The 12308-nt window shown below is 74.6% G+C and carries 12 protein-coding genes; 8 read left to right on the top strand and 4 right to left on the bottom strand.

The genetic code is table 11. The features are described from left to right. Positions 1 to 88: 88 nt before the first annotated feature. Complete coding sequence (locus OHB09_RS28885) at positions 89 to 862, bottom strand: hypothetical protein (RefSeq protein ID WP_191890645.1); 774 nt, start codon at positions 860 to 862, stop codon at positions 89 to 91. Between the two features lie 331 nt (positions 863 to 1193). On the opposite strand from OHB09_RS28885, the gene OHB09_RS28880 reads away from it, so the two are divergent. After that, positions 1194 to 1877: a class F sortase gene (locus OHB09_RS28880; RefSeq protein WP_167794716.1), complete on the top strand. Its 684-nt coding sequence runs from the start codon at positions 1194 to 1196 to the stop codon at positions 1875 to 1877. Between the two features lie 55 nt (positions 1878 to 1932). Here the strand turns inward: OHB09_RS28880 and OHB09_RS28875 are convergent, their stop codons facing one another. Continuing rightward, the gene (locus tag OHB09_RS28875) at positions 1933 to 2826 is read right to left on the bottom strand and encodes a polysaccharide deacetylase family protein (RefSeq protein WP_328922777.1); all 894 of its coding nucleotides are present in this window, start codon (positions 2824 to 2826) and stop codon (positions 1933 to 1935) included. 231 nt (positions 2827 to 3057) lie between these two features. Between OHB09_RS28875 and OHB09_RS28870 the strand changes: the two genes are divergently transcribed. From OHB09_RS28870 to OHB09_RS28860, 3 genes are all read left to right on the top strand, one after another. Then, entirely contained in the window at positions 3058 to 3462 is a 405-nt protein-coding gene (locus tag OHB09_RS28870; RefSeq protein WP_206315870.1) for a universal stress protein, read from the top strand. 137 nt (positions 3463 to 3599) lie between these two features. After that, entirely contained in the window at positions 3600 to 4148 is a 549-nt protein-coding gene (locus OHB09_RS28865; RefSeq protein WP_040895743.1) for a sigma-70 family RNA polymerase sigma factor, read from the top strand. 199 nt (positions 4149 to 4347) lie between these two features. After that, positions 4348 to 4863 (top strand): hypothetical protein, encoded by a 516-nt coding sequence (locus tag OHB09_RS28860; RefSeq protein ID WP_006141176.1) that lies wholly within the window; start codon positions 4348 to 4350, stop codon positions 4861 to 4863. A gap of 72 nt (positions 4864 to 4935) precedes the next feature. Here OHB09_RS28860 and OHB09_RS28855 read toward each other — a convergent pair whose 3' ends face one another. Both OHB09_RS28855 and OHB09_RS28850 read right to left on the bottom strand, forming a co-directional pair. Continuing rightward, positions 4936 to 5394, bottom strand: coding sequence for a peptidase inhibitor family I36 protein (locus tag OHB09_RS28855; RefSeq protein ID WP_191890646.1), 459 nt, complete (start codon positions 5392 to 5394; stop codon positions 4936 to 4938). Positions 5395 to 5501: 107 nt separating this feature from the next. Then, the gene (locus OHB09_RS28850) at positions 5502 to 6401 is read right to left on the bottom strand and encodes a hypothetical protein (protein ID WP_328922776.1); all 900 of its coding nucleotides are present in this window, start codon (positions 6399 to 6401) and stop codon (positions 5502 to 5504) included. 379 nt (positions 6402 to 6780) lie between these two features. Between OHB09_RS28850 and OHB09_RS28845 the strand changes: the two genes are divergently transcribed. The 4 genes from OHB09_RS28845 (at position 6781) to OHB09_RS28830 (ending at position 12304) form a co-directional block, all read left to right on the top strand. Then, a complete protein-coding gene (locus tag OHB09_RS28845) occupies positions 6781 to 9897 on the top strand; it encodes an AfsR/SARP family transcriptional regulator (protein ID WP_328922775.1) in 3117 nt (1038 codons plus the stop codon). Between the two features lie 160 nt (positions 9898 to 10057). Beyond that, positions 10058 to 10909 (top strand): SDR family NAD(P)-dependent oxidoreductase, encoded by an 852-nt coding sequence (locus OHB09_RS28840; protein ID WP_319119440.1) that lies wholly within the window; start codon positions 10058 to 10060, stop codon positions 10907 to 10909. A 105-nt stretch (positions 10910 to 11014) separates the two neighbouring features. Beyond that, positions 11015 to 11680 (top strand): M15 family metallopeptidase, encoded by a 666-nt coding sequence (locus OHB09_RS28835; protein ID WP_328727978.1) that lies wholly within the window; start codon positions 11015 to 11017, stop codon positions 11678 to 11680. Positions 11681 to 11767: 87 nt separating this feature from the next. Further along, on the top strand, positions 11768 to 12304 hold the full coding sequence (locus tag OHB09_RS28830; RefSeq protein WP_191851696.1) for an RNA polymerase sigma factor: 537 nt from the start codon (positions 11768 to 11770) through the stop codon (positions 12302 to 12304). Positions 12305 to 12308 lie beyond the last annotated feature (4 nt).

The raw sequence follows: 12308 nt of genomic DNA, 5'->3' as shown, positions 1-12308 counted from the left end.
GGTTCCTCCCGCCGTCCCCGTCGCGCGCGGCGGCGCCGGTCCCCCTCCCGGGTGGGTGGGGGACCGGCGCGAGCGCCCGTGCTCCGGCTCAGCCCTTGGGCTCGGAGCGGCGGCGCATCCAGAACACCCCGCCGCCGACCAGTGCCCCGGCCACCAGCGTGCCGCCGATCGCCATGTCGGCCGGTGTGGCGCCGACGGTGCTGGCACCGCCGAGACCGCCACGGACCCCGCCGACGACGGTGAAGGCCCGCGGCCGGACGAGGACCTGCGGATCGCGTCCGTCGCCGCAGCGGACCGTGACGTCGTAGCGTCCGGGCCGGGCGTTGACGTCGACGCCGACCGTGGCGGTCGCCGTCGGGCCGTTGCCCGTGGGGCGCAGCCGGGTGGTCGGGAAGACCGGCGCGGAGACCGTGCCGTTGTGCCGGCAGCGGCTGCCCTCGACCGTGATGGTCAGCCGGCCGCCGCGGGCGACGACGTTCGGGCGGACGACGATGTTGCGCAGGCCGTCCTCGTCCCGGCCGCCCTGCCCGTCGCCGCCGCGGCCGCCCTGTCCGCCGTCGCCACCGCGGCCGCCGCCCTGCGGGTCCTGACCGTCCTGACGGCCGTCTCCGCCCTGGCCGTTCTGGTTGCCCTGGTCGTTCTGGCCGTTCTGGTCGCCCTGGTCGTTGCGGCCGGCCGGGTCGTTCTGGTCCTCGCGGGCGTTTCCGCCGTTCGTGGTCTCGTTGTAGCTGCTGACGCTGGTGCCGTTGACACCACCGCCCGGATCATTGCCCGGATCGTTCCAGGCCGCCGCCGTGGGCGCGGCCAGCCCCACGGCCAGGGCCGCGGCGGCACCGGCCGCCAGGGCACGAGTCGTACGCATGTCACCTCCGCGGAAGGCGCCCCGGGACCCGTCCCCGGAAGATCGGCGAGCAAGCGCCTCCCAGACAGACCCTCGGCCGCGCGGTGGAAAGCCGCATGTCGGCGCTGGTCCGTTCCGGTGGGACGACACGCCGGGGGATCTTCGGGGCGGCGAAGTCGCCGCAGGTCACACCGTGTCGACCCGCCCCGCCGCGCGGCAACTCGGATGGCGCACGGCCGGCGCCGGGCGCCACCCGTTCGTCCGCTCCCCCGTCGCCCGCCGCCCGGGCCGCGCTTAGCGTGCTGCCATGCGCGAGTGACACGGCGACGGCCGTGCCGAGAGGGGATGGCGAATGTCTGCGTCCGTGGTTCCCGCAGAGCCCGAAGCGGAGGAGAAGCCGAGGAAGCGCGCCCCCTGGGGCGTGATAGCGCTTGTCCTGCTGACCGGTCTCGCCCTCATCCGCAACGGCTCGGGCGAGTTCGACAGCGGCCCCCCGCAGCCCGAGACGGCCGCCGCCGCGCAGGGCAGCGCGAGCCCGCGTCCCAGCGCCTCCCCCACCGGCTCCGCGCCGGCCTCGCTGCCGTTCTCCGAGGCCGACCGGGTGCGCATCCCGATGATCCAGGTCGACGCCCCGGTGACGCCGGTGGGTCTGGACTCCGACGGCTGGGTGGCCGCGCCGCCGCCCGACGACCCCAACCTCGCCGGCTGGTTCACCGGATCGGTGTCGCCGGGCGAGAAGGGCACCGCGGTGGTCGTCGGCCACGTGGACAACAACCAGGGCCCGGCCGTCTTCTACGGGCTCGGCGCGCTGAAGAAGGGCAACCACGTCGAGGTGCGGCGCAAGGACGGCAGAACGGCCGTGTTCGAGGTCTACGGCATCGAGGTCTTCGACAAGAAGAACTTCCCCGGCGACAGGGTGTACGGCTCCACGGGCGCGCCGGAGCTGCGCGTGATCACCTGCGGCGGGGGCTTCACCAAGCAGAACGGTTATTCGGGCAACGTGGTCGTCTTCGCCCGCCTGACCGGGGTCCGCTGAGTTCCCCGGCCGGGTGGGGCGGTCGTCGGCCCCCGACGGGGCCGAGGCCCCGTTCCTAGGTGAACTCCCGCCGGGGCAGCGTCAGGTGGTACCCGGAGTCGAGCAGCCGGGGCAGGTACCGGCGCAGGGCCCGGACGCTCTGCGAGCGGTTGCCGCCGGCGTCGTGGGAGAGGACGACCACCCCCGCGGCGGCGCCCTCCTCGACCCGGTCGACGATGACGTCCGTCCCCGGGGTCGTCCAGTCCCGGGTGTCGACGGTCCAGGCCAGCGGTTCCATGCCCATGTCGGAGCCGAGCCGGAACGTGGCCCGGTTCCAGGCGCCGTACGGGGCGCGGAACCACAGCGGGCGCTCCCCGTACGCGTTCCTGATCACCTTGCTCGTGCGGGTCATCTCCGAGCGGATCCCGGCGCGGCTCATCCGCGTGAGCAGCGGATGGGACCAGGTGTGGTTGCCGACGAGGTGGCCCTCGTCGGCCATTCTGGCCAGCAGGTCCTTGTACTCGACGGCCATCTCGCCGCACACGAAGAACGTCGCGCGGACGTCGTACTCCCGCAGTGTGTCCAGGATCTGCGGGGTGTAGCGGGGGTGGGGGCCGTCGTCGAAGGTCAGCACCATGGTGCGGCCGTGCCCCGCCATGTCGAGCAGCGGTTCGTGCCGGACCGGGGTGCGGGGCGGCCCCGCGGGCGGTGCGCCGTCACCGGTGAGGGGCCGCAGCCGGTAGGCGGACGGGGCGAGCGCGCGGCTTCCGGGGGCGCCGGCGGACGTGCCGGAGCCGTGGCGGCCGTCCGTGCTCGCGACGGCGCCGGCGGTACGGGCCTCACCGTCGTCGTGGGAGTCACCGGCGTCCGTGCCGAGCAGCGCGGCCGTGCCCGCCGTTCCGGCCGCGCCCAGTGCGGCGGCGCCGGCCAGCAGGACCCGGCGCCGAGTGAGCAGCTGATCCTTTTTCATGACTCATCAGTCGCGCAAGGGCGGGGCGACACCGCTGAGCAACACCGCCGCGGCGCCGGGAAAGCACTCGGCCGGGCGAGCGGGGTACGGACGAAGCGGACGAGACCGGCAGCCGCTGGGCGGTGTCGAATCCCGCCCGGGTGCGGGACCTGCGGGTTCCGATAACCTCCAGCCGTGACTGATCAGCAACCCTCCCGGTTCGAACGCGGCACCGACGGCCCCAAGGTCATCATGGTCGGCGTGGACGGCTCCGAGTCCTCGCTGCGCGCCGCGGCGTACGCCGGGGGCCTGGCACGTCGCCAGCACGCCCTGCTCGCGGTGGTGTACGTGCAGCCGGTGATGGCCGCGGGCGCGTCGATGGGGGCACCGGTCGCCGAGACGACGGACGAGATCGCCGAGGGCATCGTCGCCCAGATCCGGGAGGCGGCGGAGCGGGTCAAGGACACCTTCGAGGTCCGCTGGCAGTTCCACACCTTCCGTGGCGACCCCTACGGCGGCCTCGTCAAGGCCGCCGACGAACTCAAGGCGGACGCGGTGGTGGTGGGCGCCTCGGAACAGGCCGGCCACCGGTTCGTCGGCTCGGTGGCGGTCCGGCTGGTCAAGGCGGGAAGGTGGCCGGTGACAGTGGTGCCGTAAAAGCCCCGGGTTCCCGGGGCACCGGAACGGCCGGTTCCCGACCGTTCGCCGAACCGTTCGCCGACGACTTCGACCGCCCACCGCACCACCCTGTTCCCGCCCTGTCCGCGGGACATCCCACACGCTGGCATACGGCCATGACGGCCGTAACCACCCGCACCCACCCCACCACGACCGCCGAGCACGAGCTGGCCGCGCTGCAGCGCGAGCACGGCCGGCCCCTCTTCGCGCTGCTGCTGCGCCTGTGCGACGGCGACCGGCAGCGGGCCGAGGACCTGGTGCAGGAGACGCTCGTCCGCGCCTGGCAGCACCCCGAGGCGCTCCGCGCGCACGACTTCGCCTCCGTGCGCCCCTGGCTGCTCACCGTCGCCCGGCGGCTGGCCATCGACGCGCGCCGGGCGCGCCAGGCGCGTCCCGCCGAGGTCGGCGACGCCGTCCTGGAGCACGCCCCGGTGTGCGCGGACCACGCCGAGCGTTCCGCCGCCATGCTCGACGTACGCGAGGCTGTGAAGACACTCACACCCGAACACCGGGACGTCCTGGTGCAGGTGTACTTCCGTGGTGCGAGTGTGGCGGAAGCCGCCGAAGCCCTCGGCATCCCTCCCGGTACGGTGAAGTCCCGCGCGTACTACGCGCTGCGTGCCCTGCGCAGAGTGCTACCGGGATACGCGGCCGACCTGCGCTGAAACCGAAGAACGGGTCAAGCCTTCGCAAAGCGCCTTGCTGCGGACCATGGTTGGGCAATCAGCTGTGTCCATCCGTGTTTCCGGTCCGGAGTTCTCCGTGCCGGGCACCGGGCCCCCGCGAGTCCGGGCCGGGTGCGCGGTGCGTCCCCGGCGTCCCGGGGGCGGGCGACGCGCACGCACCGGAGGAAGGCAGGAAGGGATGCTGCACAGAGGCCAAGAGAGCACGGACGGCAGCGGCGGCGGTGAACTGGCCGTCCCGATGGCGTGGATGTACGCGGAGTACATCGCCGACGAACTGCTCCGCACCGGCGACCTCATGCCGCCGACGTCCTTCGAGTTCCGGGCGGGCCGCGACGCCCTGGCGCTGACCATCTTCCTGTCCGACAGCGACCGCGAGCTCTCCGGCATCCGCGTGGTCACCCAGTTGGAGACGTGGCTGTCGCTGACGGCGTACGACCAGCCGTGGCAGGACTGGGTGAGCGAGCGGCTGGCCGATCTGTCCGCCCTGTCCGCCGAGTCCGGGCACCCGGACCCGGACCTGGAGCTGGCCGAGGCGGCCTGGCGCTGGCTGGAGGAGACCGAGCTGCTCGCGCCCGACCTGGACGCGGTGCCCGGCGGTGCGGCCGCGGCCGGTGAGGACGAGCGCCCGAAGGTCTGGACTCCCGCCTGGCAGCTGGGACTTCCGCTGGGCCACCTCGCCATTCATCTCTTCTGACGTCTTTCGTCCGACCGTGCCCCGGCACGCCCTGTGGGGTGCCGGGGCACGGTCGCGTCGGCGTGCGGCCGGTCAGCCCTGGCTGCAGTAGTCGACCCAGCGGTGCGAGGAGATGTTGTTGTTGACGCCGGCCCCGAACTGCTCGAGCCCGGCACCGTAGGTGAAGCGGTACTCGCCCGTGGTGGTGTTGATCCAGCGGTCGCCCTGGCTGATGCAGGCGTGGGCGCCGCCGGCGTTGGGGGCCGTGTAGAGGTCGACGGCGTCGTTGCCGCCCGCGTAGCCGTTGTTCCAGATGTCGGAGGTCAGGTTGCGGCAGGTGCCCCAGTTGTCGGAGTTGCCCAGCCACTTGCACTCCCGGCCGCCCCCGAAGGGCTGGGTGAAGACGTGCAGGTAACCGTCGGCGGCGGCGGTCCGGGGCGCCGCGGGGGCCTTCGCCCCGGAGTCCGAGGCGCTCGCACCGGAGACCGGGGCGAGCAGGACGGTGGCGGCGGCGGCCGAGGCGGCAAGGGTGAGGACACGCGTGATGGACATGGGATTCCCTCGTTTCGTCAGCGGTTCGGTGGGTCGGTGGGTCGGATGGTGCGCCCACGGCTTCGCGGCCGTGGGGGTCGTGGTGCGCTCCGGGGAGTGGTTCGGGATCAGCCCTCGCGGGCGACGATCGCGCGGGCCCGGGGCAGTGCCTCGCGCCTGAGACGCGCCAGATCCGCCGTCTCCCACGGGTGCCGGCGCCCCAACTCGACCCGGTACTCGGTGTTCAGGGCCCTGGCCACGTCCGCGAGTCCGCTGGAGGCGGCGCAGGCGGCCTCGGCGGAGGCGAGACGCACCTCCTTGGCGTGCGGCCACGGACGGTCCGCCCGGGTGGCGGCGGCGCGGGAGGCGGCGGGATCGGCATAGGGGTGCCCCCTGCCGCGCATGCAGCGGGCCCAGGGCGCGAGGGCCGTCCTGTACCGCTTGTCGGCGGTCACGAGGCCGAGGCGCATGCCGTCCAGGGCGCCGGTGACCCGGGTGGCGCGGAACCAGGCCTTCAGGTCGCCGTACAGCTCCCTCTGGGCCGCGGCCTGGCAGCCCCGGTCGCTGTGGGTGACCCGCATGCCGTTCGGCAGCCGGGCCGAAAGCCCCCGCGGCTCGGGCCCGTTGAGGTCGCGGACCAGGTCGGACCGGTTCGCGGCGGAGGCGGAGCGGAAGTACTTCTGGTTGGGGTCGGCACGCACCTCCGCCTCGCGGCGGCGGCGCAGGTCGGTGCCGTAGCCGTGGGCGCGGGCCCAGGCCGGGTCGTCCACGACGAGGGGGAAGCGGGCCGCGAGGTCCTTGGGCGGGGGTGGTTCCACCCAGTATTCGTGGCCCCGCTTCTTCATGCACGTCCTGACGAGGAGCTGTTCCGCGAGGTGCAGGGTCCGTTGCGGGTCGCCCGCGGCACGGTGGGCGGCGGAACCGCCGGCCCGGGCGGCCGGGTCGGGGGCGGATGTGCCGCCCGCACAGCCGGTGGCCGTGGTCGCCAGCAGGCCGGCGGTCAGCAGGGCCAGTTTCCAGCGGTGCATCGGACGGCCTCCTGGGTGCTCCTGGGTGCGGATCGGACGGGTTCGCCCTTTCGAGCCGTTGACGATTCACGGAGGGCGCCCGTATGACGTCCGGCGGGAAGGAGATTTCCTCGTGTGCGCTGTCATACGAGGTGCCCCCGCGGGCGGTCTCCCGTACGAGGGGCCCGTGTCGCTTGCATTCCGGCCAAGTGGCCTCGTGCCCCGCCTCCCAGGGGCCCTCGGCACCGGCCTGGGGCCCGGGCCTCCCACGGGTTCCGCACGCCCGTGGGAAACGGACCGGATCCGGCCAGGCGGATCCGGCCCTCGGCCTGCGCCCACACCGGCGTCGATATCGTTGCCAGCCTTCGCGGAGCGGGCGCGGTACGACGATCGGGAGATCATGCTGGACATACGTCTACTCGGTCCGGTGGAGGTATGGGCGGACGGGCGGCGTGCCCCGCTGGGCGGGACCAGACCCCTCGCGGTGCTGTCCGCGCTCGTCGTCCATCTGGGCGAGGTCCTGTCCACCGAGCGGCTCGTGGACTGCGTCTGGGACGACGAGGCTCCCGCCACCGCCGGGGCACTCGTGGCCACCCATGTCTCCGCCGTCCGCCGCGCGCTCGCCACGGTCGGCGAGGCCGGGGTGATCCGGACCAGGCCGCCGGGGTACGTCGCCGCGCTCCCGCCGTCCGGGATCGACGCCCGCCGCTTCGAGGAACTCCTCGCCTCGGGGCGGTCCGCCGCCGGCCGGGGCCGCCCGGAGGAGGCCGCGGAGCTGCTGTCCGAGGCACTGGGGCTGTGGCGGGGCCGGGAGGCGCTGGAGGGGCTCGGCCAGTCCTTCGCCCGGATCGAGGCGGCCCGGCTGACCGAACTGCGGCTGACGGGCCAGGAGGACCACGTCGACCTGCTGCTGGCCCTCGGCCACGCGGACCGCACGATCGCGCCCCTGCTCACGCAGGTCGCGGACCACCCGCTCAGGGAACGGCCGCGCGCCCAGCTCATGACCGCCCTGTTCCGCACCGGGCGCGTCTCCGACGCCCTGCTGACCTACCAGGAGGCGCGGGAGGTCCTCCGTGAGGAACTCGGCGTCGACCCCGGCCCCGAACTGCGGGCGCTGCACCGGGCGGTGCTGACCAACGACCCCGCGCTGCTCGGCCCGGCCCCGCGGACCGCCGCGCGTCCACCGGCAGCGAGCCCCGAGGCGGCCGGGCACGCGGGGACGGACCCCCGTCCGGGCCCCGCGGTTCCGGACACCTCCCGGCCCTCGCCTGCCGAGCCCGTCCCCTCCCATCTCCCGCCCGACATCGCCGACTTCGTCGGCCGCACCACGCAGATCGCATGGGCCGAGGCGCTGCTGGGCAAGGTGGCCGACAGCGGGCGCACCGCCCCGCCGGTCGGAGTCGTCTCCGGGCGCTCCGGCAGCGGCAAGACCGCCCTCGCCGTGCACGTCGGCCACCGCACCGCCGGTCTCTTCCCGGACGGTCTGCTCTTCGTGGACCTGCGGGCCGCCGACGCCGCCCCGGTGCGGCCCGCCGACGCGCTCGCCCGGCTGCTGCGCGCCATGGGCGCCGCCCCGGAGACCCTGCCCACCTCCGTGGAGGAACTGACCGGGCTGTACCGCACGCACGTCGGGCACCGGCGTGTCCTGCTGATCCTCGACAACGCGGCCGGTGAGGCCCACGTGCGGCCCCTGCTGCCGCCCGGCGGCGGCTCGGCCGTCCTCGTCACCAGCCGGCGCCGCCTGGTCGCCCTGGAGGGCGCCGCCCACCTCGACCTCACCGTGCCCGAGGTGCCGGAGGCGCTGGAACTGCTCGCGAAGGTGGCGGGGCCGAGCCGCACCGGTGCCGAACCCGAGCGGGCCGCCGAGATCGTCGCGCTGTGCGGAAGGCTGCCGCTGGCCGTGCGCATCGCCGGGGCGCGGCTCGCCTCGCGGCCGCACTGGGGTCCTGGCCGGCTCGCGGAGCGGCTGCGCGACGAACGGCGCCGGCTCAACGAACTGCGCGCCGGCGACCTCGAACTGCGCGTCAGCCTCGGCCTGGGGTACGCCGATCTCGATCCGCACGAGCGCGCCGTGCTGCGCCGGCTGGCACTGCTCGACCTGCCCGACTTCGCCGGCTGGATCGCCGCCCCGCTCCTCGGCATCGGGGTCGAGGAGGCGGAGGAGGCGGTGGAGCGGCTGGTCGACTGCCATTTCGTGGACGTCGTCGGCGTGGACGGCACCGGACGCAGCCGGTACCGCATCCACGACCTGGCCCGCGAGCACGCCCGCGAACGCTGTCTGGCCGAGGAGGAGCCCTCGGAGCGCGAGGCGGCCGTGCTGCGGCTGGTGGCCTCCTGGCTGGGCCTCGCCAAGCAGGCGGCCGCCCGGGGCCCCGGCGGGGCGAGCAGGTACTTCCCGGAACCGGAGACCGTGCGCGCGCTCGACGCGCACACCGAGGAGGAGCTGCTGGCCCGGCCCGCCGCCTGGTTCGCCGCCGAGCAGGCCGGTCTCCTCGCAGCCGTGGAGTACTGCGCCGCCCACGGCGCGGCCCGGCCCGCGCGCGACCTCGCCGGGGCGCTGATCGCCAGTTCGGCCGCGCTGTACAACCGGTTCGACGCCTGGTCCAGCTCGCACCGGGCCGCCATGGCGGCGGTGCGCCGCGGCGGGGACGTCGAGGGCGAGGCCTGGCTGCTCACCGGGCTCGGCCGGCTCGCCTACGAGCAGGACAGGTTCGAGGAGTCGTACGCCTGCTTCGAGCGGGCCCTGCGGCGGTTCGGGGAGTACGGGGACGTGCCGCGGGGCGAGGCGGTGGCGCTCGACGGCATGGCCACCGTCCGGCGTGAGCAGGCCGGTTACCCCGAGGCCCTGACACTGCTCGGGGAGGCCCTGGAACGCTACGAGCGGACCGGCGACCTCGCGGGCCGGGCCCGAACGCTGTACGGCTTCGGCTATGTGCACCGGGAGCAGGGGCGGGGCGAGCAGGCCCGGCAGTCCCTCACCCGGGCCCTGGAGCTGTACCGGGCCGGGGCCGATCCGCACGGGGAGGCCCTCACCCTGCGGGCGCTGGCGCTGTGCCACCGCGCGGAGGGGTCCCTGGAGGAGGCCGAGCGGCTGCTGCGGGAGGCTCGGGACGTCTTCACCGGGCTCGCGGACGACTTCGGGCTCATGTACACGGAGCAGTCACTGGCCAAGGTCGAACTGCGCACGGGCCGGGCCGCCCGCGCCCGCGCACGTCTCGACCGCTGCCTCGCGGTGGCCCGCGAGCGCCAGGACCGGTTCGGTGTGGCCCTGGTGCTGCGCACCCTGGGCGAGTGCCACCTCGCGACGGGCGACACCGGGGCCGCCCGCGAACCGCTGGAGCGTGCCCTGGCGGAATGGGAGGCGCTGCGCCTTCCCGTCTGGCGGGCCCGCACGGCCTGGGACCTGGCCGAGGTGTGGGCGGCCGACGGCCGGCAGGAGGAGGCACACGCGGCCCGCGCCGGAGCCCTCGCCGTCTTCCGCGAACTGGACTGCCGGGAGGCGCGGGAGCGGGCGTAGGCCGTTCCGCCCGGACGCGGGAGCGGGCGTATGCCGTTCCCGCGCCCGGGCGCGGGTGGGGCGGCGGAGGAGCGGCCCGACGCTTCTCGGACACGACCGGACGGCCGAACGCATCCCCCGCCGCGCCCGCCCGCCCGCCGCTTCTGTACTGTGCGAACTCGTGTCTCGATCAACGGAGTTCGCCGGCCGCAGCGTGCCGAAGACCATCGTCGTCACTGGAGCGAGCGACGGAATCGGCGCCGCCGCCGCGCGTCTGCTGGTACGCGACGGGCACGACGTGATCGTCGTGGGCAGGTCCGAGGCGAAGACCAGGGCGGTCGGGGAGGAACTCGGCGTGCCCTCTTTCGTCGCCGACTTCGCCCGCCTGCACCATGTGCGCGCCCTCGCGGCACAGCTCGCCGAGCACCGCCCGAACATCGACGTACTGGTCAACAACGCGGGGGCGATCCTCGGGGACCGCCGCGTCACCGCGGACGGTTTCGAGGAGACCTTCCAGGTCAACTACCTCGCGCCGTTCCTGCTGACCAACCTGCTGCTGGACCGGTTGCTCGCCTCCGGGGGCCTCGTCGTGCAGACGTCGAGCAACGCCGCACGGCTGTCCGCCCGCGTCGACCTGGACGATCTGAACAACGCGCGGAACTACTCCCCCGTCCGCGCCTACGGCAACGCCAAACTGGAGCTCGTCCTCTTCACCCGGGAGCTGCACGACCGGTACCACGAGCGGGGCCTGTCGGCGGTGGCCTTCCACCCGGGTGGTGTCTCGTCGAACTTCGCCCGCACCAGCCGCAGTTCCGTCGGCGCACTGTTCCGGACGCCCGTGCCGCGCCTGTTCTTCCAGCCTCCGCGGAAGGCGGCAGGACACCTGCTGCGGTTCGTCACCCCCGCTCCCGGGGAGGCGCTCGTCTCCGGGGCCTACTACGAGAACGGCAGGCCGCGCACGGTCAAGGCACCACCCGTCGCATCGCGACTGTGGGAGACCACGGCGGCGCTGCTCGGTCTGGACGAGGGGTAGCGAACCGCGCGTCCACGGGAGGCCGGGGCGGGCGGAGTCGCGGCTGCCACTGCCTTGCAGCGCTTCTGCAGAGGTTCTGCATCGGGTGCGGGGACGCTGTCGTACGTGACGGACCTCATCCTGCTCTCCGATCCCCGGGTCGCCGCGACGGCCGTGGCCGAGTGCGGCGAGCCGCTGGTCGACCTGCGCGCAGACGGCCACCTGCGGCTCGACGCCCGCAAGGCCGACGACGACGGCAGCTACGCCCGGCTCCGGGCGGGCGCGCGGGAGCGGCTGCTCCGGGCTCAGCGCCTGCTGCCGGACGGGCTGCGGTTCCTGGTGGTGGAGGGCTACCGGCCACCGGCCCTGCAGAGCCGCTACTTCGAGGAGTACGCGGCGACGCTGCGCCGCGCGCATCCGGAGGCGCCGCCCGGACGCATCCGTGAGCTGGCGAGCGCGTACATCTCGCCGCCCGAGGTGGCACCCCATGTCAGCGGCGGGGCCGTGGACCTGACGCTGTGCGGGGCCGACGGGCGGGAGCTGGAGCTGGGTACGGAGGTGAACGCCACTCCGGAGGAGAGCAAGGGGGCCTGCCGCACCGGGGCTCCGGGGCTGACGGAAGAGGCCCGTGCGAACCGGGCCGTGCTGGGCCGGGCGCTGTCCTCTGCCGGGTTCGTCAACTACCCCACCGAGTGGTGGCACTGGTCGTACGGCGACCGCTACTGGGCCCTGTCGACCCGGGCGGCCGCCGCCCGGTACGGCCCGGCCGACCCGTCCCCGTCGACCGGCTGACCACCGCGACGGGGGCGGCGCACCACCGCACGGCGCACCACCGCACGGCACCTGCACCGAACAGCAGTACGACCCAGGGGGAAACACATGACACACAGCGACGGCGTCTGTCCGCCGCCGGGGCGCGTCGGCGAGGAGGCCATGAGCGCCACGGAGTTCGACGCGTCCTTCACCGCGGACCTGCCCCGCCTGCGCAGACGGCTGCTCGCGCTGACGGGCGATCCGCACGAGGCCGACGACCTGCTGCAGGAGACCTATCTGCGGCTCGCCCGGCGCGCCCGCGAGCGCGGCCTCACGCGGCAGCGGCACCCGTACGCCTACACCTGCGCCGTCGCCCTCAACCTGCTGCGCGACTCGTGGGCGCGCCCCTCCCGCCGTGAACGGGCCACCGACCGGCTCCCCGAGGCCGGCTGGGACGGCGGACTCGGCTCCTACGAGGCCTCCGCCACCGCGCTCGCGCTGCTGCGCACGCTGTCCGAGAAGGAGGCGGCCGCGGTGATCCTGGTGGATCTGGAGGGTCTCAGCCACGACACGGCGGGCGAACGGCTGGGCGCCCACCGCGGCACGGTGCAGCGCAACAGGATGCGCGGGCTGGCGAAGATGCGCGCCGTGCTGGGCCACTAGAGCA

The organism is Streptomyces griseoaurantiacus (assembly GCF_036189845.1).
Classification (GTDB): Bacteria; Actinomycetota; Actinomycetes; order Streptomycetales; family Streptomycetaceae; genus Streptomyces; species Streptomyces griseoaurantiacus.
Note: the sequence above shows the minus strand (reverse complement) of the source record. Positions and strands in the feature narration are given on the sequence as shown.

Bases quoted from the DNA above. Each gene is read 5' to 3' on its own strand.
- OHB09_RS28885 (WP_191890645.1), bottom strand. From the start codon at position 862: ATGCGTACGACTCGTGCCCTGGCGGCCGGTGCCGCCGCGGCCCTGGCC.
- OHB09_RS28880 (WP_167794716.1), top strand. From the start codon at position 1,194: ATGTCTGCGTCCGTGGTTCCCGCAGAGCCCGAAGCGGAGGAGAAGCCG.
- OHB09_RS28875 (WP_328922777.1), bottom strand. From the start codon at position 2,826: ATGAAAAAGGATCAGCTGCTCACTCGGCGCCGGGTCCTGCTGGCCGGC.
- OHB09_RS28870 (WP_206315870.1), top strand. From the start codon at position 3,058: ATGGTCGGCGTGGACGGCTCCGAGTCCTCGCTGCGCGCCGCGGCGTAC.
- OHB09_RS28865 (WP_040895743.1), top strand. From the start codon at position 3,600: ATGACGGCCGTAACCACCCGCACCCACCCCACCACGACCGCCGAGCAC.
- OHB09_RS28860 (WP_006141176.1), top strand. From the start codon at position 4,348: ATGCTGCACAGAGGCCAAGAGAGCACGGACGGCAGCGGCGGCGGTGAA.
- OHB09_RS28855 (WP_191890646.1), bottom strand. From the start codon at position 5,394: ATGTCCATCACGCGTGTCCTCACCCTTGCCGCCTCGGCCGCCGCCGCC.
- OHB09_RS28850 (WP_328922776.1), bottom strand. From the start codon at position 6,401: ATGCACCGCTGGAAACTGGCCCTGCTGACCGCCGGCCTGCTGGCGACC.
- OHB09_RS28845 (WP_328922775.1), top strand. From the start codon at position 6,781: ATGCTGGACATACGTCTACTCGGTCCGGTGGAGGTATGGGCGGACGGG.
- OHB09_RS28830 (WP_191851696.1), top strand. From the start codon at position 11,768: ATGACACACAGCGACGGCGTCTGTCCGCCGCCGGGGCGCGTCGGCGAG.